Raw genomic sequence first — 22,893 nt, 5'->3', positions numbered from 1 at the left:
CGGCTTCGCGGCGCGGTGGCGAGGTGGCACGGGTTGTCTCTCGGGGCGGCCACGGTACTTGGATTCGGGGCCTGGCACCGGCTTTCCGCGACGGCGGGCTCGATCTTCCTTTTTCTCTCGACTTTCCATGGCAAATGGGACTAACTACGCTCAATGTATGTCGGCAGCCCACGCCTCACCCGAGTCCGAGCCTGATGACGATTCAGGTGCAGCTGGTCTGACCGCCCGCGGCAAACAGGGGCTGTCCGCCGAGCTGGCCGTGCGGGTGCCTCAGCTGTTGGAGGCGGTGCGGTCGGTCGCTGCGGGGCTGGAGTTGCACACCACGCTGGATCGGATCTGTGAGACGGCGGCTGAGCTGGCGGATGCGCGGTATGCGGCGATCGGGGCTGTGGCGGAGGAGGGGGACGGGCTCGTGGACTTCGTGTTCCACGGGGTCGAAGGGGAGACCGCCGGGCTGATCGGGCGGTTGCCCGACGGGTGCAGAGGGCTGCTCGGGGCGCTCATCCACGAACCGGCGCCGGTTCGGCTCGCGAATCTCGCAGACGATCCGCGCTCCTGCGGCTTTCCGGAGCACCATCCGCCGATGCGGAGCTTCCTGGGGGTCCCCATCCGGGTGCAGGGCGAGATCTTCGGGAATCTGTACGTGACGGAGAAGCGGAGCGGCGGGTCCTTCAGCGACTACGACCTCGCCATGGTCGGCGTGCTGGCCACGGAGGCGGGCATCGCCATCGGCAACGCCCGTCTGTACGAGGCCGCTCAGCAGCGCGAGCGTTGGATCGACGGTTCGGTGGCCGTCACGACCGCTCTTCTGTCGGGCGGTGGCGCCGAGGAAGCCCTTCAGGTCGTCGCTGAACAGGCCCGCCGACTCTCCGGCTCGGCGGCCGGGGTCGTGCTGCTGCCGGCTGCCGAAGGCGGCCTGGAGGTCGTCGCCGTCGCCTCGGAACGCCCCTCGAAGGCGCTGGGAACGGTCTTCCCGCCGGAGAACGAGTTCGTCGCCGAAATCCTCGACGGAAAGATCGTGTTCGTCGAGGACGCGGTCACCGACCCGCGTATGGTCACCGACTTCGCCCGCGTGTACGGGCCGATGATGATGCTCCCCCTGCAGAGCGACGGCCGCGTCCTCGGGTGCCTCGTCACACCTCGTGCGCCGGGCGCTCGCCCGTTCACGGAGACCGAGCGGACCCTGGCCGCGCAGTTCGCCGCGCAGGCCGCGCTCGCGCTGATGACGGCCGAGGCACAACGCGACCGGGAGCGGCTCGCGGTGTACGAGGACCGCGACCGGATCGCCCGAGACCTGCACGATCTCGTGATCCAACGGCTCTTCGCCACCGGGATGATGCTGGAGAGCGCCCAGCGGCAGTCCGTCGCTCCCGAGGTCCGGGAAGGTGTCGGCAAGGCGGTCGACGCACTCGACGTCACCATCCAGGAGATCCGCACGGCCATCTTCGCGCTCCAGCAGGACCCCACAGAAACGCCGTCCGGCCTGCGCACCCGCGTACTGCGCGAGATCAACATGGCCGCCGTACCCCTCGGCTTCAAGCCCACCCACCGCTTCGTCGGCCCTGTGGACACCATGGTCGGGGAACTCACCGGCAAGAACCTCATCGCCGCTCTGCGCGAGGCCCTCTCCAATGCCTTCCGGCACGCCGGAGCCTCCCGTATCGACGTCGTCGTCGACGCGACCGTGACCCTGCGGGACGGGCGCCACGGCGTCCGGCTGACCGTCGCCGACGACGGCGTCGGCATCGCCGACGGCGGCCGGCGCAGCGGCCTGCACAACCTTGAGCGGCGAGCCGAGTCCCTGGGCGGCGAGAGCTGGTACGGCCCCGGGGCTGGTGAGGACGGGGACGGGGACGGGGACGAGGACGAGGACGGGGACGGGGGCGGTACGACAGTGGTGTGGCAGGCGCCGTACTGAGCGCACTCGGCAGCTCTGCTGAACCGAGAGTGCTCCACGGCTCCACCAAGCGCACCGCACGGCTTCCCCGAGGACACTCGACAGACACTCGACGGCGCAACCGAGCGCACCGCGACGTTCCCCCAAGCACACTCCACCGCCCCGTCGGGGCAACACGCCCAAGCCAGACGCCTGTTCGGCCCAGCCGACGGAGCCATCCGTGAAGCCCGTTCCCCCAGGCGTACCCCTTGAACAGGACCGCGAGTGCGGGTACGGGACACGATCGCTGTCATGCACTCACCTCGCCGCCATCCCTTGCTCGTGCCGGCCCTGCTGTGCGCGGTCGCGGTTCTCGCGGCCCGGCCCACCTCCGCCGAGGGCGAGTCCGGGGCCGAGCCCGGCATCAGCGCTCAGGTGGCGCGGCTGTACGAGGACGCCTCCGTGGCGGCGCGGCAGTACGAGGCGGGACAGCAGGAAGCCGAGGCTCAGCGGGGCAGGGCGCAGCGGGCCGAGGAACTCCTCGCGCGGGAACGGCAGGACATCGCGGTGCTGCACGAAGACCTCGGCCGGATCGCGCGCACCCAGTACCGCCAGGGCGGCAGTCTGCCGTACACCGTGCAGTTGCTGCTCGCCGACAGCCCCGAGGAGCTGATGCGCGGTCAGCGTGCCGTGTGGCAGGCGGATCTCGCCGTCAACAACGCGGTCAGCAAGAGCCGTCGGGCCGAGGAAAGACTCGCCGCCGACGAGGCGAAGGCCCAGGCGGAGTGGCAGGTGCTGGAGAAGCGCAACGGTGAACTCGCCGAGATGAAGCGAACCATCCAGGCGAAGCTGGACGAGGCCCGGTCGGTGCTCCAGGGCCAGGCGGACGCCGCGGTGGTGGCCGGCTCCTGTCGTGGTGCCGTCCAGCTCGACCAGCCGGACAGGGACCTCACGCGCGCGTGGGTCGCGCCGGTGGAGACGTACGAACTCTCCGCGAGCTTCGGCAGCGGCGGCGAGCGCTGGGCGAGCCGGCACACCGGGCAGGACTTCGCGGTGCCGATCGGCACGCCGGTGCGGGCGGTCGGAGCGGGCCGGGTGGTGAAGGTGTCGTGCGGTGGGGCCTTCGGCATCGAGATCGTGGTCCAGCACCCCGGCGGCTACTACACGCAGTACGCGCACCTCGCCGCCGTCACCGTCGACCAGGGGGACCAGGTCGCGGCCGGGCAGTGGATCGGGCAGTCGGGCACCACCGGCAACTCGACCGGCCCGCATCTGCACTTCGAGGTGCGGGTCACGCCGGAGCTGGGGTCGGGGATCGATCCGGTGCCATGGCTGGCCGAGCACGGGGTCCAGCTGTAGCTCCACGGAACAGCTGCAGCCGACGTCGGCGAAGGCCCATTGCTGGGGCCGGCGGGAACGGCTGCAGCCGACGTCGGTAAAGGCCATCGCTGGAGCCGGCCGGAACGGCTGCAGCCCGCCTCGGCAAAAGGCCACCGCCGAAGCGGGCCGAACGGCTACAACCGACCTCGGCAACAGGCCACCGCTGGGTCGGTCGAACGGCTACACCTGCCGCTCGGCGATGATCCGCTCGATCACCACCGCCACCCCGTCCTCGTTGTTGGCGACCGTGCGCCCGGAGGCCGCGGCGATCACGGCGGGGTGGGCGTTGCCCATGGCGTACGAGCGGCCCGCCCAGGTGAGCATCTCGACGTCGTTCGGCATGTCACCGAAGGCGACGACCTCCTCGTGGGAGATGCCGCGCTCGGCGCAGCACAGCGCGAGCGTGCTCGCCTTGGAGACACCGGGGCCGCTGATCTCCAGGAGGGCGCTGGGGCTGGAGCGGGTGACACCGGCCCGGTCGCCGATGGCCAGGCGGGCGACGGTGAGGAAGTCGTCCGGGTCCATCTCCGGGTGGTACGCGAGCACCTTGAGGACCGGCTGATCGGCGTCTAGCGCGTCCTCGGCGAGGAGCTTCTCGGCGGGCGCCATGATCTCCGGGGGCTCCATGTGCAGCGACGGGTAAGCCGGTTCGAGGTGGAGCCCGTACGTGCGCTCGACGGCGACCGTGGTGCCGGGGGCGGCGGCGCGCAGCAACTGGATGACGTCGAGAGCGACGTCGGGCGCCAGCTCGCGGATCTTGACGAAGCGGTGGGCGCCGGGGCCGCCGTGCAGGTCGACCACGGCGGCGCCGTTGCCGCAGATCGCCAGGCCGTGTCCGTGGACGTGGTCGCTGACGACGTCCATCCAGCGGGCCGGGCGGCCGGTGACGAAGAACACCTCGATGCCCGCCCGCTCGGCGGCGGAGAGGGCGGCGACCGTGCGCTCGGACACCGACTTGTCGTCGCGCAGCAAAGTGCCGTCGAGGTCCGTGGCGATCAGCCGGGGCGGAACTATGGAGGCCGGGGTCTCGGGCCGTCGAGTCGCGGAGGTCACGGGGCCATTCTCCCGCATATGCGTGCACGTGCGGGCGGCGGTCCGCACAGGTGAGTGATTACCGTCCTCACCAGCACCGTTACAACCCGTCAAGCCCGGTCGACGGATCAGGCCAGCTGCGCGGCCGCCTCCATGGCGATCCGCTCGAAGATCTTCTCGTCCGCCGCGAAGTCGGAGTCGGGGATGGGCCAGTGGATCACCAGGTCGGTGAAGCCCAGCTCGGCGTGGCGGCCCGCGAAGTCGACGAACGCGTCCAGCGACTCCAGCGGACGGCTGCGGTCCGGAGTGAAGCCGGTGAGCAGGATCTTGTCCAGTTCGTCCACATCTCGGCCGGCCTCGGTGCAGGCGACGCCCAGCTTTTCGACCTGCCCACGAATGGCTTGAACCGACTGCTCAGGGGTCCCCGTCTCGTACAGCTTCGGGTCGCCCGTCGTCACCCACGCCTGCCCGTAACGCGCCGCGAGCCTCAGTCCGCGCGGCCCGGTCGCGGCCACCGCGAAGGGCAGCCGGGGGCGCTGGACGCAGCCCGGGATGTTGCGGGCCTCGTGCGCCGAGTAGAAGTCGCCCTCGTACGACACGGAGTCCTCCGTCAGGAGGCGGTCGAGCAGCGGAACGAACTCCGCGAGGCGGCTTGCGCGCTCACGCGGGGTCCAGGGCTCCTGACCGAGCGCCGTCGCGTCGAAGCCGGTGCCGCCCGCGCCGACACCCAGGGTGATCCGGCCGTCCGAGATGTCGTCGAGCGAGATCAGTTCCTTGGCCAGGGTCACCGGATGCCGGAAGTTCGGTGAGGTCACGAGCGTGCCGAGGCGGAGGCGGTCGGTGACGGCGGCCGCGGCGGTCAGCGTCGGCACAGCCCCGAACCACGGGCCGTCCCGGAAAGTCCGCCACGACAGATGGTCGTACGTGAACGCGGTGTGGAACCCGAGCTGCTCCGCCCGCTGCCACGCGGCACGACCGCCCTCGTGCCAGCGGAGGTACGGCAGGATCACGGTGCTCAGACGCAGACTCATGCCATCGAGCCTAAGCGCAGGAGCGAACGGTCAGCACACGCGCCCGCCCAGCGCACGCGGTCGGCGCGCACCCCTGTTCAGCACACGCGCCCGCTGAGCCACGGGCTGAGGTTGATCATCAGCAGGTGCTCCTTGTACGTACGGTCTCCGGGCAGCGGCACGATGAGCCGGTAGCCGGGCGGGAACCGGCGCGCACTCACGTACGCGAGGCCGCCGAAGACGGAGCGCAGGAAGGCGGGCACATCGTCGCGCGGGATGTCGGCGAACTCGACGCCCTCGACGGTGATCAGCGCGTCGTCCTCCGGATAGAGCCGCACGCTCAGCCTGGGCAGCCCGCCGAACTCCACGAAGGCCTCGTGCGGAAGCGAACCGTCGGGGTCGGCGGTCACACCCACGCCCGCGGCGCTGCGACGGGACGTCTGGTCGGCGCCGATGTCATGGCTGACCTCGATCTCACGCGCGTACTCGACCGCGATCGCGCGCAGCGCGGTGACGGCGGCTTCGGTGCTGGGCAGCTGTTCCATGTTCCCGATCATCCCTGAGTGGCGTCAGTGCGCGGCCGGGAACCGGATGTACCGCGGCGGTACGGCCTCGGTGAGCCACACCCCGTTCGCGCTGACGTGGAAGACATGGCCGTCGCGGTCCATGGCGGCGGCGTCCACGGAGAGCACGACAGGCCGGCCGCGGCGGGCGCCGACGCGGGTGGCGGTCTCGCGGTCGGGCGAGAGGTGCACGTCGTGCCGGTTCATGGGCCTGAGACCCTCGGCGCGGATCGCGTCCAGGCTGCGGGCCACCGTCCCGTGGTAGAGGTACGCGGGCGGAGTCGCCGTGGGCAGTCCGAGGTCGACTTCGACGGAGTGGCCCTGGCTGGCGCGGATCCGGGTCCCCTCGACCGCGAAGCGCCGCTTGTCGTTCGCGGCCACCACGTGGTCCAGCTCCTCGCGCGTGAACCCGAAACCGTGCGCCGACGCCGCGGCGATCAGCCTCTCGATCTCGACCCAGCCTCCCTCACCGAGCGTGAGCCCGATCCGCTCGGGCTGGTGCCGCAGGTGCTTGGAGAGGTACTTCGACACCTTCACGGTGCGTCTTTCGTCCATCCCGCAAGGGTGCCTGGCGGGACGGAGATCACGCATTTGATTTTGGTCCTGAGGTTTGATCCACAGCCAAGTCCAGTTATCCACAGGGGAATTGGCGATTCTGTGGACAACCCACAAGCCGTTTAGGGAAGTTCGTCAACTATAGGATTTTTGTAATGGTTTGACGTGAGCTGGTCCAAGGTGCGTGCCTGCACCTCCCGTTCGGCGGCCGCGGTGACGAAGGCGGCGACCTGCCCTGCGCCAACCAGCCTCTCCACCGCCCCTATTGTCCCGGCCGGGAGCGCCACGAAATGTGTCTCGTCCAGGGGTTGCGGCACCTTGTCCGCACCAAGGTGCTGACGCAGATGCCGGTTGGCGAACAACCGCATGGCACGGGCCAGTTCGGCGTCCACCGTCTGCTGAGCGAGCGGCCGCAGCCGTCGTACGAGCGAGGCCGCTTCAGCCGCATCCGCGTCCGTCGGCGGGTGCTCCCCCAAATAACGGGCGAACACATGCTCGGTCGTGAACTCCAGGAAACGGGAAGCGATGTGCTCGACCTGCCCCCTCAACTCCCGCAGGTGGACGGAGATCGCGGACAACGGAACCCCCGCCGCGTACAACTCGACGGCCACAGCGAGCTCTTGAGGGCTCGGAACCAGGAAAAGATCCTCGTCCCCCGGCACTGGCTCCAGTACACCGAGTTCGATCGCGTCGGCGACCGCCGCGTCGTCCGGGCTGCCGCCGAACCGCTCGTCCAAGTCGGCCCGGGAGATCCGTACGGCCTCCTCGTCGGTCCACGGCCCGTCGACCTCCGCGACCAGACCGAGGACCCCACCGAGACCCCGGCCCGCGTCCCAGGCCTCCAGGAGTTCCTTGATGGACGCGAGCGTGTACCCCCGGTCGAGAAGGTCGGCGATCTGGCGCAGCCGGGCCAGGTGCGCGTCCGCGTACACGTTGGAGCGGCCCCGCCGCTCGGGGCGGGGGAGCAGGCCGCGGTCCTGGTAGGCACGGATGGTGCGGACCGTGGCCCCGCTGAGATGCGCCAGATCCTCTATCCGGTACGCGACACCGGCCGCCGGACTGCCACTGACACCAGACGTTGGACTGACACCGGCCGCCGGGCTGATACCGGCCGTCGGACCCATACTGGGCACCCCGCCCGCCACGTCCACCGACTCCTCGTTCACGATCCTCGCCCTCCCCACCTCTCCACCTCCCCACCTCGCTACGCGATCGCCGTCCGCCCGATCGCTCCCGCCGCCGACCGGGCCGCCGAAGACTGCGCCAGATACTCCACCGCCCGGCGCAGCGAGCCCTCCTGCGACGGATGGTACGACCGGCGCAGATAGCGGGGTACGGCCGCGCCGAGCTCCCTCCAGGTGGGCAACAGCCCCTTGCGTACGGCCCTGTTGTGGGCGGCGAGCGAATAGCGCAGGCGTCCGGCGAGCTGAGGGTCGTGGCGTATGAGGTACGCGGCGCCCCATCCCCACAGGTAGAGCATCATCGGCGCGGTGACCGCCATGCCCGCGACCCGGCGCGCGTACCGGGGCAGGCCCTCGCCGCCGCAGTGCTGGAACATGTCGAAGGCGACCGCGCGGTGCTCGACCTCCTCGGCGCCGTGCCAGCGCAGCAGGTCGAGCATGACCTCGTCGGCGTCGGCGAGATCCAGGCCTTCCGTCGCCAGGACCCAGTCGCCCAGCACCGCCGTGAACTGCTCGATCGCCGCGATCACCGAAAGCCGGAAGCGCAGCCATCCCTCGGGCGGAACCGGCGCGCCCAGCGGTGGCTGCTCGCCGAGCAGCTTCTCGAAGAGGAAGTCGACGTACTTCGTGAAGTCCGCGGTGTCGAGCCGCTGCGCCGCCAGGTGCTCCAGGACGTACGCGTGCTGCACGCTGTGCGTCGCCTCCTGCCCCATGAACCCCTTGACGTCCTTGAGGAGTTCGGGGTCGTCGACGAGCGCGAGCGCCTCCTTGAAGACCTTCACGAACCACCGCTCCCCCGCCGGCAACAGGAGATGCAGGACGTTGATGACATGGGTGGCGGTGGGCTCGTCCGGAATCCAGTGGAGCGGGGTCTTCTCCCAGTCGAACGAGACCCGACGCGGGGTGATCGCGTAGCTGCCCTCGCGCAGGGAGTCATCCGTCGAGTCACCCATCGTGTCGCTCACAGCGGCGGCTCCAATCGTGCGATCGCGCGCAACGCCCTCGGCGTGAAGCGGGACATGAGGCGGGCGCCGCGCGCCTCCGGAGTGACGGGCACGACCGCCTGGTTGCGGACGACGGCGCGCAGGATCGCGTCGGCCACCTTCTCCGGCGGGTAGTTCCGCAGCCCGTACAGCCGCGCCGACTTCTTCTGGCGCCGCCGCTCCTCGCCCGCGTCGACGCCGGCGAAGCGCGCGGTCGAGGTGATGTTGGTGTTGACGAAGCCGGGGCAGATCGCCGAGACGCCGATGCCCTGGCCCGCCAGCTCCGCCCGCAGACACTCGCTGAGCATCAGCACGGCCGCCTTGGACGTGCTGTAGGCGGGCAGTGCCTTTGACGGCTGGTACGCCGCCGCCGACGCGGTGTTGACGATGTGGCCGCCCTGCCCGCGCTCGGCCATCTGCTTCCCGAAGAGCCGGCAGCCGTGGATCACGCCCCACAGGTTCACGTCGAGGACCTTCTTCCAGTCCTCCGGCGTCGTGTCGAAGAAGGACCCCGAGAGCCCGATCCCGGCGTTGTTCACCAGCACGTCCACCACGCCGTACTCGGTGGCGACCTTCTCGGCGAGCTTCTCCATGGCCTGCGCGTCGGAGACGTCGACGGTCTCGGCCCAGGCCTCGGGGGAGCCGATCAGCCGGGACATCTCCGCCGTGCGGGCCGCGCCCTCCGCGTCGCGGTCGACGGCCACCACGCGCGCGCCGGCCTCGGCGAACGCGAAGGCGGTGGCCCGCCCGATGCCGCTGCCCGCGCCGGTGACCAGCACGAGCTGCCCGCCGAACCGGTCCGCGTACTTGCTGGTGGCGAGGGTGTCCCCCACGGGTACCCCGGCCTCGTTGGCGTGCACGAACTCGGCGATCCAGGAAGCCAGTTGATCGGGCCGGGTCCGCGGAACCCAGTGCTTGGCCTGGAGCGTGCGGCGCACCAGCCCCGGTGCCCACTGCTCCAGCTCGTCGTACAGCCGCTCGGAGAGGAACGCGTCCCCCAAGGGCGTGATGAGCTGCACGGGCGCGTGTGCGTACGCGTCCGCGCGGGGCCTGCTCAGCCGCGCCCGTACGTTGTCCCGGTACAGCCATGCTCCGTGCGCCGCGTCCAGGGGCAGTGACGGTGTGGGATAGCCGTCCGAGGGGACCTTCTCGACGCGCCGCAGGATCTTCGGCCACTGCCTGCCCAGAGGGCCGCGCCAGGCCAGCTCGGGAAGCACGGGAGTGTGCAGCAGATACACGTACCAGGATTTGGCGCCCTGGCCGAGGAGCTGGCCGATCGCGCGCGGGGTGGGCCGCTTCGCGCGCTGCTTGATCCAGTGCCCGAAGTGGTCGAGGGAGGGCCCGGACATCGATGTGAAGGACGCGATCCGGCCCTCGGCGCGCGCGACCGTGACGAACTCCCACGACTGCACCGAACCCCAGTCGTGCCCCACCAGATGCACGGGTTTGTCAGGGCTGACCGCGTCCACGACGGCGAGGAAGTCGTCCGTCAGTTTCTCCAGCGTGAACCCGCCCCGCAGCGGCTGCGGGGCCGACGACCTGCCGTGCCCGCGGACGTCGTACAGCACGACGTGAAAGCGCTCGGAGAGCCGCCCGGCGACCTCGGACCACACCTCCTTGGAGTCCGGATAGCCGTGCACGAGCACCACCGTGGGCTGCTGCGGGTCGCCCAACTCGGCGACGCACAGCTCGACTCCGCCCGTCCGCACCCAGCGCTCGCGCGCTCCCGTGAGACTCACTTGTCCTCCGCCCAGCGCCGCACGTGCGGCAGATCGTCGTCCAGCCAGAACGCGCTCTGCTCGGGGTCCTTCGAGTCGGTGACGACCAGGATCTCCTCGAACTTCGCGCCCGTACCCCGGAATCCGAGATGCGGCTCGACCGCCCACAGCCCCGGCCGGGGCGGATGGTCGGAGAACCGGTACGGCGACCACAGCGGCGACCAGCCCTCACGGTGCCCGCGGAGCGCATCGCTCGCCAGCCCCTTCAGGGCCTGGGTGCCGAACCCGAACAGATGCGGTGACCAGGCGCGTTCCCTCACCCGGTCGACCTTGTGGGCGATCACGCCGAACGGATACGCGCGGTGCCGGTTCGCATAGCCCTGGCGGACCATGAGCCGGTCCACGTCCTCATAGATATCGCGCAACGGGCGGCGCTCGCGCACCTCGCGAAGGATCAGCTCGCGGTGCGCCTCCAGGTCGGCCATCAGCTTGTCCTGCACGGGATTCAGCCCCAGGGAGCCCGAATAGCCGATGTCCGCCGTAAAGCCCTTGTAGACCGGGGCCAGGTCGAGAATGAACGGCATCCCCGCCTTCAGACGGCGGTTGGTGGGGAAGAACTGCAGCGGGATGCGGAAGTCGACGAACGCCGTGCGGTCACCGAACCAGGCGAAAGGCAGATGGAACCAGTCCCGCACCCCGCGCTCGCGCAGCCACGCACGCTGCATCGCCGCCGCCTCACGCTCGGTCACCCCCGGCTTCAGCTGCGCCGCGACCGCCTCCGCGCACTCGTAGGCGAGACGCTGCACTTCCCTGAATCCCCGCAGCTCCGCGGAGAGTTCACTTGTCGCTGCACTGCTCATGCCACCGTCCGTCCACCACGATCGCCGTACGTGCCCGTAACTTGACACTGATGAATGTGACAATGGTTGGCGGCTGCGTCAATAGGCCTGCGCGAGCCCTGTGGACAGCCGGACTGATGTGGATAACCCTTCGCCGGTTGTTCGACCTCAGGGGGGACCCTTACGGAACCCCTACACCTGAAGAGGGACGCCGATACAGCTCCCTGGTCTGACGACCCGCTGTGGCGTGCGCCACTACCTTCGAACCGTGACTGTGATCGCGACCGAAAGCCTGAGCAAGCGGTTCCCCAGGGTGACCGCTCTTGACCGGCTCTCCGTGGACGTCGGGCCCGGTGTGACCGGACTCGTCGGAGCCAACGGAGCCGGCAAGTCCACATTGATCAAGATCCTGCTGGGTCTGTCCCCCGCCACCGAAGGCCGAGCACAAGTGCTCGGCCTGGACGTCGCCACCGAAGGCGGCGCCATCCGCGAGCGGGTCGGGTACATGCCTGAGCACGACTGCCTGCCGCCCGACGTCTCGGCCACCGAGTTCGTCGTCCATATGGCGCGCATGTCCGGACTCCCACCTGCCGCGGCCCGCGAGCGCACCGCGGACACTCTGCGCCACGTCGGCCTGTACGAGGAGCGGTACCGCCCCATCGGCGGCTACTCGACGGGCATGAAGCAGCGCGTCAAGCTCGCCCAGGCCCTTGTCCACGACCCGCAACTGGTCTTCCTCGACGAGCCGACCAACGGCCTCGACCCGGTCGGCCGCGACGAGATGCTCGGCCTGATCCGCCGGATCCACGCCGACTTCGGCATCTCGGTGCTCGTCACCTCGCACCTTCTGGGCGAGCTGGAGCGCACCTGCGACCACGTCGTCGTGGTGGACGGCGGCAAACTGCTGCGGTCCAGCTCCACCACGGACTTCACGCAGAAGACGACGACCCTCGCCATCGAGGTCACCGACACCGACGAGCACCCGGACGGCACCGGCGCGGTGCGCGACGTGCTCCACGCGCGCGGGGTGGAGACCCACGACGGCAGCGGCCTGCCGGGCGCCGGGCACATCCTGCTGCTCACCGCCGAGGGCGAGGAGACCTACGACCTCGTCCGCGACATCGTCGCCGACCTCGGCCTCGGCCTGGTCCGCATGGAACAGCGCAGGCACCACATCGCCGAGGTGTTCCACACCGAGAGCGACCAGAACGGCGAACGTGACGAGCGCGAGCAGCGGAAGGAGGCGGTCGGCCATGGCGGTTGAGCAGCCCCAGGTCAAGCCCACAGCCCACGCGGGCGAGCAGACCCGTATCCACAACATCGGCTACCGCAACTACGACGGGCCGCGCCTGGGCCGCGCGTACGCCCGCCGCTCGCTGTACTCGCAGTCGCTGCGCGGCTCCTACGGACTCGGCCGCTCGGTCAAGTCCAAGGTCCTGCCCATGCTGCTCTTCGTGGTGATCTGCGTACCCGCGCTGATCATGGTGGCGGTCGCGGTCGCCACCAAGGCGAAGGACCTGCCCGTCGACTACACGCGCTACGCGATCCTCATGCAGGCCGTCATCGGCCTCTACGTCGCCTCCCAGGGACCCCAGTCCGTCTCCCGGGACCTGCGCTTCAAGACCGTACCGCTGTACTTCTCGCGGCCCATCGAAACCGCCGACTACGTACGCGCCAAGTACGCGGCCCTCGCCTCCGCACTCTTCGCCCTCACCGCCGCGCCGCTGATCGTCCTCTACGTAGGGGCCCTTCTGGCCAAGCTCGACTTCGCCGACCAGACGAAGGGCTTCGCACAGGGACTGGTCTCAGTGGCACTGCTGTCGCTCCTCTTCGCCGGCATCGGTCTGGTCATCTCGGCGGTCACCCCGCGCCGCGGCTTCGGCATCGCGGCCGTCATCGCCGTGCTGACCATCTCCTACGGGGCCGTGTCCACCGTCCAGGCCATCGCCTTCAACCAGTCCAGCGACCTCACGGCCGTCTCGTGGCTCGGCCTCTTCTCGCCCATCACCCTCATCGACGGAGTACAGACGGCCTTCCTGGGAGCCACCTCCGCCTTCCCCGGAGGGGAAGGCCCCTCGTCCGCGCAGGGCGTCGTCTACCTCGTCGTCGTCCTGGGTCTCATCGCCGGCTGCTACGGCCTCCTGATGCGCCGCTACCGAAAGGTCGGGCTGTGACCACGCTCAACATCGACCACGTCTCCCGCTGGTTCGGCAACGTGGTGGCGGTCAACGACATCACGATGACGATCGGCCCCGGAGTCACCGGCCTCCTCGGACCGAACGGCGCCGGAAAATCCACCCTCATCCACATGATGGGCGGCTTCCTGGCCCCCTCCACGGGCACCGTCACCCTCGACGGCGAACCGACCTGGCGCAACGAACAGATCTACAAGAAGATCGGCATCGTCCCCGAGCGCGAAGGGATGTACGACTTCCTCACCGGCCTCGAATTCGTCGTCGCCAACGCCGAGTTGCACGGCCTGGGCAAGAAGGCCGCCCAGCGGGCGCTCGCCACGGTCGAGATGGAGTACGCGCAGGACCGCAAGATCTCGACGTACTCCAAGGGCATGCGACAGCGCGTGAAGATGGCGTCCGCGCTCGTCCACGAGCCGACCCTGCTGCTGCTCGACGAACCCTTCAACGGCATGGACCCGCGCCAGCGCATGCAGCTCATGAACCTGCTGCGCCGCATGGGCGACGAAGGCCGCACGGTGCTGTTCTCGTCCCACATCCTCGAAGAGGTCGAGCAACTCGCCGCCCACATCGAGGTGATCGTCGCCGGACGGCACGCGGCGAGCGGCGACTTCCGGCGCATCCGCCGTCTGATGACCGACCGCCCGCACCGCTACCTCATCCGCTCCAGCGACGACCGGGCACTGGCCGCCGCACTGATCGCCGACCCGTCCACGTCCGGCATCGAAGTGGACCTCGCCGAGGGCGCGTTGCGCATCCAGGCCGTCGACTTCGGCCGGTTCACCGCGCTGCTGCCCCGGGTCGCGCGCGACAGCGGCATCCGGCTGCTCACGGTCTCGCCGTCCGACGAGTCCCTCGAGTCCGTCTTCTCGTATCTCGTAGCGGCGTAGGAGGCCGAAGATGTACGACCCCACAGTCGCCCGGCTCACCTATCGAGCCCTGCTCGGCCGACGCCGAGCCCTCATTCTCTGCGCCCTTCCCGCACTGCTCATCGTGATCTCCGCAGCCGTACGCGGCTTCACCGGAGCCGACGACCAGACGGCCGCGGACGTCCTTGGCGGGTTCGCGCTCGCCACGATGGTCCCGATCATCGGCGTCATCGCCGGCACGGGCGCCATCGGGCCCGAGATCGACGACGGCTCGGTGGTGTACCTGCTCGCCAAGCCGCTGAAGCGGCCGACGATCATCTTCACCAAGCTGATCGTCGCCGTCGCCGTCACCATGGCGTTCTCGGCGGTGCCGACCTTCATCGCCGGCATGATCCTCAACGGCAACGGCCAGCAGATCGCCGTCGCCTACACCGTGGCCGCCCTGGTCGCCTCGATCGCGTACGCCGCCCTGTTCCTGCTCCTGGGGACGATCACCCGGCACGCGGTGGTCTTCGGGCTCGTCTACGCGCTCGTCTGGGAGGCACTCTTCGGGTCACTGGTGTCCGGCGCACGCACGCTCAGCGTCCAGCAGTGGGCGCTCGCGGTGGGCCACAAGGTCACCGGCGGTGACCTCGTCACCTCGGAAGTGGGACTCACGACGGCGACGGTGTTGCTGGTCCTGGTCACCGTCCTTGCCACCTGGTACGCCGGGCAGAAGCTGCGGACGCTGACACTGGCCGGCGAGGAGTGAGCGGGGGCTCCACGCGCGTGTGCCCGCATCTCACAGTGCACGCGCGCGTGGAGCCCTCTTTTCTTGACAGAGGCTTCACGTCTGTCTGTGCACACTGGTCGGACGGGGACGCACGGCCAGGAGGAACGGGGATGGCAGCCGAGGAACCACGGAGCGACGGTCGCGAACAGTCCGGGGACGGTGGCGGAGGCGCGGACGGGGAAGCCTGGGACGACCTCGTCCTGGACGAGGACTTCATACGATCCGCCGAGACGGCCGAGCCGTCCGCCCGCGCGCGGATGCTCGCCGCCCGCTGGCGCAACGGGGGACCCGATCCGCAGCCCTGGCGCTCCGACGAGCCGCCCGCGGGGTGGTTCTTCAGCAAGGGACGCCGGCGCAGGTGGCGCCGCGGCTAGGGCAGGCGGCAGGTCCTGGGCATGGCTTCCCGCCCGGGTTTATTCGGTGGCGCCCAACTCGGCGTACCGGCACAGTAGTTGTGTCAACGCCGCCGGTTCGAATCGGCGCCACGATCGGGGAGAGGAGCACGACGATGTTCATCAGGAGCAGTTCGTCGAGCTCCCGACAGGGCAGCCCGCGGCGGGTTCCGGAGTAGTCAACTCCGTCGAACCCGCGCCGCACGGGGGGCTGTCCGGGGCGGCCGCTTCGAGCGCGTTCTCGCGCGGGCCGCCCACCCGGAGGATTGGCCGAGAGGTAAGGCACCGGCTTGCTAAGCCGCAGTCGGGGGTCACACCCCGCGCGCGTTCGATCCGCGCATCCTCCGCAAGACACACGACCGAGTCGCCGCACCCAGGCACACAGCAGGCCTGAACAATCAGCCGAGCAACCGCTCCAGCACCACCGCGATGCCGTCCTCCTCGTTCGAGGCCGTCACCTCGTCCGCCACCGTCTTGAGTTCCTCGTGGGCGTTGGCCATCGCCACCCCGTGCGCCGCCCAGGCGAACATCGGGATGTCGTTGGGCATGTCGCCGAAGGCGATCGTGTCCGCGGCCTTCACACCGAGACGGCGGGCTGCCAGGGACAGTCCCGTGGCCTTGGAGAGGCCGAGGGGGAGGAGTTCGACTATCCCGGCGCCGGCCATGGTCACCCCGACCAGACCGCCCGCGACCTCCAGGGCCACCGCGGCGAGTTCGTCGTCGGAGAGCGTCGGGTGCTGCACGTACACCTTGTTCAGGGGCGCCGCCCAGAGGTCCGCGGCGTCCTTGATCGGCACGACCGGGAGCGGGCCTTCGTGCACCCGGTAACCAGGTGCGACCAGCACCTCGCCGTCGAGCCCGTCGCGGCTCGCGGCCAGCAGGAGCGGGCCGACCTCCGCCTCGATCTTGGCGAGCGCCAGAACGGCCAGCTGCCGGTCGAGGGTCACCGAGGTGAGCAGCCGGTGCTCACCCGCGTCGTACACCTGCGCGCCCTGGCCGCACACCGCGAGGCCCTGGTAGCCGAGGTCGTCGAGGATGTGCCGGGTCCAGGGCACCGCGCGTCCGGTGACGACGATGTGCGCGGCGCCCGCGGCGGTGACTGCCGCGAGCGCCTCACGCGTACGCGCCGAGACCGACTCGTCGGAACGCAGCAGCGTCCCGTCGAGATCGGTCGCGACGAGCTTGTAGGGGAACACCCCAGTCGATCCGGTCGATCCAGTGGTGTCGGTCTCCCCAGCGCTGCCGGTCACTTGGCGATCGGCTCCAGGACCTCGCGGCCGCCCAGGTACGGACGCAGCACTTCCGGCACCCGTACGGAGCCGTCGGCCAGCTGGTGGTTCTCCAGGATCGCCACGATCGTGCGCGGTACGGCGCACAGCGTGCCGTTCAGCGTCGAGAGCGGCTGCACCTTCTTGCCGTCGCGCATCCGCACCGACAGGCGGCGCGCCTGGAAGCCGTCGCAGTTCGAGGCCGAGGTCAGCTCGCGGTACTTGCCCTGGGTCGGGATCCACGCCTCGCAGTCGAACTTGCGGGTGGCGGAAGCGCCGAGGTCGCCCGAGGCCACGTCGATCACCTGGAAGGGCAGCTCGAGGCCGGTCAGCCACTGCTTCTCCCAGTCCAGGAGCCGCTGGTGCTCGTTCTCCGCGTCGTCGGGATGGACGTACGAGAACATCTCGACCTTGTCGAACTGGTGTACGCGGAAGATGCCGCGGGTGTCCTTGCCGTATGTGCCGGCCTCGCGGCGGAAGCACGGCGAGAAGCCGGCGTACCGCAGGGGCAGCTTGTCGGCGTCGAGGATCTCGTCCATGTGGTACGCGGCGAGGGGGACCTCGGAGGTGCCGACCAGGTAGTAGTCGTCCTTCTCCAGGTGGTACACGTTCTCCGCGGCCTGGCCGAGGAAGCCGGTGCCCTCCATGGCGCGCGGCCGGACCAGCGCCGGGGTCAGCATCGGGATGAAGCCGGCCTCGGTGGCCTGCGCGATCGCCGCGTTGACGAGGGCGAGCTCCAGGAGCGCGCCGACACCGGTGAGGTAGTAGAAGCGCGAGCCGGACACCTTGGCGCCGCGCTCGACGTCGATCGCGCCCAGGGCCTCGCCGAGCTCCAGGTGGTCCTTGGGCTCAAAGCCCTCGGCGCCGAAGTCACGGATGCTGCCGTGCGTCTCCAGGACGACGAAGTCCTCCTCGCCGCCGACCGGGACATCGGGGTGGACCAGGTTGCCGAGCTGGAGGAGGAGGCGCTTGGTCGCCTCGTCCGCCTCGTGCTGCTCGGCGTCCGCCGCCTTGACGTCGGCGGCCAGCTGGCCGGTCTTCTTCAGCAGCTCGGCCTTCTCGTCACCCGAGGCCTTGGGAATCAGCTTGCCGAGTGCCTTCTGCTCGGAGCGCAGCCCGTCGAAGCGGAGGCCGGACGACCTGCGACGCTCGTCGGCGGAGAGGAGGGCGTCGACGAGCGCGACGTCCTCTCCACGGGCGCGCTGGGAGGCGCGAACACGGTCGGGGTCCTCACGGAGCAGGCGAAGGTCAATCACCCCTCAAGGTTACCGGTGCGTGCTTCCGGCCAACGACTCGATATTCCGCCCCGTGACTTCTGTCACGTTATGGGCGAAATGCCGGACTGGATTTCTTGATCGGCAATACCCGTCAATAAAAGGGACGATGCTCCCTGAATCGGGGCACGTGGCAGTCAGGCTGTTGACTCGATCCCCTTATAAAGAAGGGGACTTGAGGAGAGGGTTGTCCACAGGGGCCCCCGCCTCCATGAAGTTATCCACAGGGTGTGTGGAAGATCTGTGGATTATGGAAGTGATCATTCCGAAAAGGGTGACGGGGGCGAGGGATTCTCGGGCCAAACCATCCCTACACCCACGTTCGAGTGGATTCGAGCAGAAATGCTTCGCTCCATAGGATTGACCAAGGGAAAAGAGTGGACGAGGGGTGACATGCCGCCCTGTGGACGAACCAGGGGCCCACAGGCCGATTTGTCGACGATGTAGCCCTTCGTTGTCGACTTGTCCCCAGGTCGAGAAGCGTGCCTGTGGATAACTCTTGTGGATGAGGAAAATCGGCAGGTACGACTGGCGGGGCCGACCTGCTCAGAACCGCCCGTCGTGGCATCGCGCCACCCAGTCGGCCGCCGCCACGAACTCCTCGTCCGATGTCCCCCGCAGCGGGGTTCGTACGTCCTCGACGCCCACGTCGGCGCGCGGGTAGGACCCGAGGAACCGCACCTGGAGGCAGATCCGCTTGAGTCCCATCAGGGCGTCGGCCACCCGGCGGTCGGAGATGTGGCCCTCGGCGTCGATGCAGAAGCAGTAGTTGCCGATGCCTTCGCCGGTGGGCCGGGACTGCAGCAGCATCAGGTTGATGCCCCGGGTGGCGAACTCGCCCAGCAGGTCGCGCAGCCCACCGGGGTGGTCGTCGCGCTGCCACAGGACCACGGACGTCTTGTCGGCGCCGGTCGGCGCGGCGGGCCTGGCGGGGCGTCCCACCAGCACGAACCGTGTCTGCGCGTTCTCGGCGTCGTGGATCCCGGTCTCCAGGGCCTCCAGACCGTAGGGGCCCGCCGCGAACTCGCCCGCGAAGGCGGCGTCGTACCGGCCCTCCTGTACGAGTCGCGCGCCGTCCGCGTTCGAGGCCGCGGACTCCCAGAGCACGTCCGGGAGGTTGGCCTTCATCCAGTTGCGTACCTGTGGCTGCGCGGCGGGGTGCGCGGTCACGGTCTTGATCTCCGACAGCTTCGTGCCGGGCCTGACCAGCAGCGCGAAGGTGATCGACAGCAGCACTTCGCGGTAGATCATCAGCGGCTTGCCGGCGACCAGCTCGTCGAGGGTCGTGGTGATGCCGCCCTCCACGGAGTTCTCGATCGGCACGAAGGCGGCTTCGGCCTCGCCGTTGCGGACGGCGTCGAGCGCGGCGGGAACCGACACCATCGGGACGAGCTCCCGGGTGGCAGCCTCCGGAAGCGTCCGCAGGGCAACTTCGGTGAAGGTGCCCTGCGGGCCGAGATACGCGTAGCTGGCTGGCATGACCTCACCCTAATGGGCCTTGCGCGACCCGGCTCACGCCTGTGGAAATGCCCGCCCGGGAGAGCGACGCCCACCGCTGTGGAAATGCCCGTCCCAGAGAGCGACGCCCACTTCTGCGGAAACGACCACCCCCGAGAGCCTGAAGTGGGTCTCACCCTTCCAGCAACCGTTGCCCCACGTACTCCCCCTCCGCCGCCCCGCCCGGCACCGCGAACAGCCCGCTCGCCTCGTGGCGGATGAACTCGGAGAGCGCGTCGCCGCGGTCGAGCTTGCGTTGGACGGGGACGAAGCCGCGTACCGGGTCGGCCTGCCAGCAGACGAAGAGCAGGCCCGCGTCGGGCACCCCGTCCGGGTCGAAGCCGTCGTGGAAGGAGAACGGCCGGCGCAGGATCGCGGCGCCGCCGTTCTGGTCGGGCCGGGTGATCCGGGCGTGTGCGTTGATGGGGACGACCAGGTTGCCGTCGGCGTCGGTCTTGTCGAGGTTCATGTCGGTCGTCTCGGTGCCGCCGCTCAGCGCCGCCCCGGTGGACTTCTTCCGCCCGATGACGTCCTCCTGGGCCTTCACCGAGAGCTGCTCCCAGCTGTCTAGGAGCATGCGGATACGGCGTACGACGGCGTACGAGCCGTTCGCCATCCACGCCGGGTCGCCGGAGGCGGGGACGAAGATGCGCTCGTCGAAGTCGGTTTCGGACGGCTTCGGGTTGCGGGTGCCGTCGAGCTGGCCCATCAGGTTGCGGGCTGTCATCGGCTGGGCGGTGGCTCCCGGTGAGCGGTTGAAGCCGTTCATCTGCCAGCGCACGCGGGCCGCGCTGCCCGCGTCCTTCTGGATCGCGCGCAGGGCGTGGAAGGCGACCAGGGCGTCGTTCGCGCCGATCTGCACCCACAGGTCGCCGTTGCTGCGTGCCTTGTCGAGGTGGTCGGAGGAGAAGTCGGGCAGCGGGTCGAGGGAGATCGGGCGCTGCTTCTCCAGGCCGGTACGCGCGAAGAAGCTGTGCCCGAAGCCGAAGGTGACCGTCAGGGACGACGGTCCGGCGTCCCGCGCGACGTCCGTGTCGTCCTGTGCGGCGGCCTCGCCCGCCATCAGCCGCTGGGCAGTCGTCGACCAGCGGCGCAGCAGTGCTGCCGCCTCTTTGCGGCCCGCGCCCGCCGCCAGGTCGAAGGCGATGAGGTGACCGCTGGCATGGAGGGCGGTGGTGATGCCGGCCTGATGTTTCCCGTGAAACATCGCCGTGTCCGCGCCAAGCGAGGTGAGCGGCAGTGCCTTGTCGGAGGGGGCGGCGGTGTACCCCGCGGCGCCGCCCGCCGCGCCGAGTGCGAGCCCGGTGGCCCCGGCGGTTCCCAGTAGCCGCCGTCGCGAAATGCCCTCCTTGGGGGAGGCGTTTTCGGAAACGGCCTCCCTGGGAGGGCCGACCTTGAGAGTGCCCTCTTCGGGGGAGGCATCAGGGGACGTCTCTTGGGCGGTGCCTCCCTCGGAGGGGGCCCCCGGTGTGGACTGGTCAGCCATGGTGGTTCAGCCGATCTTCGCGTTCTTGTCTACGGTCGCTTGGTCGATGTCGGAGGTCCGCACGGTCACGGCGATCTTCCAGTCGCCCGCCATGGGGATCTGTACCCCGCTTGCCGTCCAGTGGCCGGTGGCGACGCGGTCGGGGGTCACGGGGAGCGGTCCGATGTCCTTCGACTCGAGCGTGAAGGCGATTTTCACCTCGGGGACGTCGAAGGCCTTGCCGTTGGGCCGCACTACGAAGACGTGCATTTCGTTGCCGCCCACGCGGGCCGGGTCGAGGGTGACCTCCACGGTGCCCTTGCCGTCCTCGGCGCCGGTGTCGAACGGGATCTTCAGTGACAGCGGTCCGGCCTGCTGGGAGGTGGCCGAGGTGGCCGCCTTGGCTTCCTCCTCGGTGCGCCCCGGCTCGGTGGATGTCAGCACGGTGGTGACCGCGAGGAGGACGACGGCGACGCCGGCTTCGGCGAGCACTGAGCGGCGCAGTCCGGAGCGGAGCGGGTCGGCGTCGCGGAGGCGCTTGTCGCGCGTGGTGGTCATGGCGGTCTGCTGCCGGGCGAGCTGGGCCGCCCGCCGTGCGTCACCGGAGCCCGCGGCAACCTTGGTCCGTGTCTTCGCGCGCTGTTCGACCACGGCCGCCGCGACGGGTTCCGCAGCCGGAAGCTCGGACAGCTGCCCCGTCCAGCGCCGCGAGATCCACGCGATGCCGACGAGTACCGTCACCAGGCCGATCTTGACGAGCAGCAGTTGTCCGTACGTCGTGTCGGTGAACGCCGACCACGAGCCGACCTGTCGCCAGGACTGGTAGATGCCGGTCGCGACCAGTGTGATCACGCTGCCGAAGGCGATGCGTGAGAAGCGGTGGACGGCCGCCGCCTCGATCTGGGCGTCTGCGGGCGCCCGGAACAGGGCCACTAGCAGCGTCGAGAGGCCGCCGAGCCAGAGGGCGACCGCCAGCAGGTGCAGGACGTCGACGGGCATCGCGATGCCCGTCTGGATGCCGGCCGAGGCGTGCTCGGCCATCGCCCAGGTCGCGGCCAGTCCCGCCGCGACGACGGCACCGCCGATCGCGAGCCCGAAGGTGAGGTCCTTCTTCTCGGCGGCGGCGTCCTCGGCGGCATCCCCGGAATCGGCTTCCGCGTCCGCTCCGGAGTCCTCGCCCTCGCCCTCGCCCGCGGCTTCGGCCTCGTCCCGCTTCACGTACGCCCCGAAGAGGACCGCGATGAACAGCGCGCCTGCGGCGAGCAGCAGCAGGCGTGACACCAGCGCCGCACCCGCCTTGGTCTGCAGCACCTGCCCGAGCAGCGTCAGGTCGAAGATGTCGCCGACCTTGCCGGAGCCGACGTAGGAACCGCGCAGGAGCAGCAGTGCGAGGGTGGCGCCGGTCAGCGCGAGCCACCCGGAGACCACGAGTCGCTGTACGGGGCGGACCCCGGCGCCCCGCTGCCAGCAGGCCAGTACGAAGGCCGCGCCGCCGACGAGGAGGATGAACCCGGCGTACGAGATGTAGCGCCCGGCTTCGTAGAGCGCGCCGACGACTCCGCCGCCCACCTCCTGGTCGGACACGGCGACGGTGGTCTGCGAGGGCGCGCCGATGGAGAAGGTGAAGGCGCCCGCGACGGGGTGGCTGTCCGCCGACACCACCTGGTAGGTGACGGTGAAGGTGCCGTCGGGCAGCCCCGAGTGCAGTTTCACGGCGTACGTGGTGCCGCTCGGGTTGGTCGGTTTGCCGGTGTCGACGCGCTCGCCCTTGGGGTCGAGCACCTGGAGTGCGCCGTCGGAGAGGGCGACCTGCTCGGAGAACGTCAGCGAGACCTCAGTGGGCGCCTTGTCGACCACCGTCCCCTGCGTCGGGTTGCTCCCGGTCAGAGCGGCGTGCGCGGAGGCGGGCGCGGCGCCGGCCAGGAGCGCGCCGGCGACGGCGAGGAACAGCAACAGCAGCGTCCGTACCCGCGCAACGCCATGTGTGGCGCCACGGGGAGCGATGGTCCGCGTCACAGGTGATCTCT

20 protein-coding genes and 1 tRNA gene are annotated in these 22,893 nt (G+C 69.8%); 8 read left to right on the top strand and 13 right to left on the bottom strand.

Going from position 1 to position 22,893, the window contains the following annotated elements; genetic code table 11:
- The first annotated feature begins 157 nt into the window (after positions 1 to 157).
- Both AB0N66_RS29725 and AB0N66_RS29720 read left to right on the top strand, forming a co-directional pair.
- Positions 158 to 1,918, top strand: coding sequence for a GAF domain-containing protein (locus tag AB0N66_RS29725; protein WP_365440736.1), 1,761 nt, complete (start codon positions 158 to 160; stop codon positions 1,916 to 1,918).
- Positions 1,919 to 2,188: 270 nt separating this feature from the next.
- A complete protein-coding gene (locus AB0N66_RS29720) occupies positions 2,189 to 3,235 on the top strand; it encodes a M23 family metallopeptidase (RefSeq protein ID WP_365440734.1) in 1,047 nt (348 codons plus the stop codon).
- Positions 3,236 to 3,436: 201 nt separating this feature from the next.
- On the opposite strand, the gene AB0N66_RS29715 is transcribed toward AB0N66_RS29720, so the two are convergent.
- From AB0N66_RS29715 to AB0N66_RS29680, 8 genes are all read right to left on the bottom strand, one after another.
- Positions 3,437 to 4,327, bottom strand: a complete 891-nt coding sequence (locus tag AB0N66_RS29715) for a Cof-type HAD-IIB family hydrolase (protein ID WP_365440732.1) — start codon at positions 4,325 to 4,327, stop codon at positions 3,437 to 3,439.
- Positions 4,328 to 4,416: 89 nt separating this feature from the next.
- Entirely contained in the window at positions 4,417 to 5,319 is a 903-nt protein-coding gene (locus tag AB0N66_RS29710; protein ID WP_365440730.1) for an LLM class flavin-dependent oxidoreductase, read from the bottom strand.
- A gap of 77 nt (positions 5,320 to 5,396) precedes the next feature.
- Complete coding sequence (locus tag AB0N66_RS29705; RefSeq protein ID WP_365440728.1) at positions 5,397 to 5,855, bottom strand: hypothetical protein; 459 nt, start codon at positions 5,853 to 5,855, stop codon at positions 5,397 to 5,399.
- A 12-nt stretch (positions 5,856 to 5,867) separates the two neighbouring features.
- Positions 5,868 to 6,416 carry an RNA 2'-phosphotransferase gene (locus AB0N66_RS29700; protein ID WP_365440726.1) on the bottom strand — a complete coding sequence of 183 codons (549 nt, stop codon included), beginning with the start codon at positions 6,414 to 6,416 and terminating at the stop codon, positions 5,868 to 5,870.
- A gap of 122 nt (positions 6,417 to 6,538) precedes the next feature.
- Complete coding sequence (locus AB0N66_RS29695; RefSeq protein ID WP_365440852.1) at positions 6,539 to 7,540, bottom strand: MerR family transcriptional regulator; 1,002 nt, start codon at positions 7,538 to 7,540, stop codon at positions 6,539 to 6,541.
- Between the two features lie 80 nt (positions 7,541 to 7,620).
- The gene (locus AB0N66_RS29690) at positions 7,621 to 8,550 is read right to left on the bottom strand and encodes a metal-dependent hydrolase (RefSeq protein WP_365440850.1); all 930 of its coding nucleotides are present in this window, start codon (positions 8,548 to 8,550) and stop codon (positions 7,621 to 7,623) included.
- A gap of 8 nt (positions 8,551 to 8,558) precedes the next feature.
- Positions 8,559 to 10,319 (bottom strand): SDR family oxidoreductase, encoded by a 1,761-nt coding sequence (locus tag AB0N66_RS29685; protein WP_365440723.1) that lies wholly within the window; start codon positions 10,317 to 10,319, stop codon positions 8,559 to 8,561.
- The gene (locus tag AB0N66_RS29680) at positions 10,316 to 11,158 is read right to left on the bottom strand and encodes a M24 family metallopeptidase (RefSeq protein ID WP_365440721.1); all 843 of its coding nucleotides are present in this window, start codon (positions 11,156 to 11,158) and stop codon (positions 10,316 to 10,318) included. The genes AB0N66_RS29685 and AB0N66_RS29680 overlap by 4 nt, the downstream gene beginning before the upstream one ends.
- A gap of 253 nt (positions 11,159 to 11,411) precedes the next feature.
- On the opposite strand from AB0N66_RS29680, the gene AB0N66_RS29675 reads away from it, so the two are divergent.
- The 6 genes from AB0N66_RS29675 (at position 11,412) to AB0N66_RS29650 (ending at position 15,709) form a co-directional block, all read left to right on the top strand.
- Positions 11,412 to 12,401, top strand: coding sequence for an ABC transporter ATP-binding protein (locus AB0N66_RS29675; protein ID WP_365440848.1), 990 nt, complete (start codon positions 11,412 to 11,414; stop codon positions 12,399 to 12,401).
- Complete coding sequence (locus AB0N66_RS29670) at positions 12,391 to 13,311, top strand: ABC transporter permease (RefSeq protein ID WP_365440719.1); 921 nt, start codon at positions 12,391 to 12,393, stop codon at positions 13,309 to 13,311. Before AB0N66_RS29675 ends, AB0N66_RS29670 begins: the two co-directional genes overlap by 11 nt.
- A complete protein-coding gene (locus AB0N66_RS29665; RefSeq protein ID WP_365440717.1) occupies positions 13,308 to 14,219 on the top strand; it encodes an ABC transporter ATP-binding protein in 912 nt (303 codons plus the stop codon). The genes AB0N66_RS29670 and AB0N66_RS29665 overlap by 4 nt, the downstream gene beginning before the upstream one ends.
- A 10-nt stretch (positions 14,220 to 14,229) precedes the next feature.
- The gene (locus tag AB0N66_RS29660; RefSeq protein ID WP_365440715.1) at positions 14,230 to 14,949 is read left to right on the top strand and encodes an ABC transporter permease subunit; all 720 of its coding nucleotides are present in this window, start codon (positions 14,230 to 14,232) and stop codon (positions 14,947 to 14,949) included.
- Positions 14,950 to 15,080: 131 nt separating this feature from the next.
- The gene (locus tag AB0N66_RS29655; protein ID WP_365440713.1) at positions 15,081 to 15,344 is read left to right on the top strand and encodes a hypothetical protein; all 264 of its coding nucleotides are present in this window, start codon (positions 15,081 to 15,083) and stop codon (positions 15,342 to 15,344) included.
- A 278-nt stretch (positions 15,345 to 15,622) separates the two neighbouring features.
- Positions 15,623 to 15,709: transfer RNA gene (locus tag AB0N66_RS29650), tRNA-Ser, on the top strand.
- Positions 15,710 to 15,760: 51 nt separating this feature from the next.
- Here the strand turns inward: AB0N66_RS29650 and AB0N66_RS29645 are convergent.
- The 5 genes from AB0N66_RS29645 to AB0N66_RS29625 all read right to left on the bottom strand — a co-directional run bounded on the left by AB0N66_RS29645 (position 15,761) and on the right by AB0N66_RS29625 (position 22,882).
- Positions 15,761 to 16,612 carry an HAD family hydrolase gene (locus AB0N66_RS29645; protein WP_365440711.1) on the bottom strand — a complete coding sequence of 284 codons (852 nt, stop codon included), beginning with the start codon at positions 16,610 to 16,612 and terminating at the stop codon, positions 15,761 to 15,763.
- Positions 16,609 to 17,886, bottom strand: a complete 1,278-nt coding sequence (serS, locus tag AB0N66_RS29640) for a serine--tRNA ligase (RefSeq protein WP_365440709.1) — start codon at positions 17,884 to 17,886, stop codon at positions 16,609 to 16,611. Before serS ends, AB0N66_RS29645 begins: the two co-directional genes overlap by 4 nt.
- 564 nt (positions 17,887 to 18,450) lie before the next feature.
- A complete protein-coding gene (gene pheA / locus AB0N66_RS29635; RefSeq protein ID WP_365440707.1) occupies positions 18,451 to 19,383 on the bottom strand; it encodes a prephenate dehydratase in 933 nt (310 codons plus the stop codon).
- 151 nt (positions 19,384 to 19,534) lie between these two features.
- Positions 19,535 to 20,887 (bottom strand): iron uptake transporter deferrochelatase/peroxidase subunit, encoded by a 1,353-nt coding sequence (gene efeB / locus AB0N66_RS29630; RefSeq protein ID WP_365440705.1) that lies wholly within the window; start codon positions 20,885 to 20,887, stop codon positions 19,535 to 19,537.
- Between the two features lie 6 nt (positions 20,888 to 20,893).
- Positions 20,894 to 22,882 (bottom strand): copper resistance protein CopC, encoded by a 1,989-nt coding sequence (locus AB0N66_RS29625; RefSeq protein WP_365440703.1) that lies wholly within the window; start codon positions 22,880 to 22,882, stop codon positions 20,894 to 20,896.
- Positions 22,883 to 22,893: the final 11 nt, after the last annotated feature.

The organism is Streptomyces sp. NPDC093544, assembly GCF_040683495.1.
In the GTDB taxonomy this organism is placed as follows: Bacteria; Actinomycetota; Actinomycetes; order Streptomycetales; family Streptomycetaceae; genus Streptomyces.
Note: the sequence above shows the minus strand (reverse complement) of the source record. Positions and strands in the feature narration are given on the sequence as shown.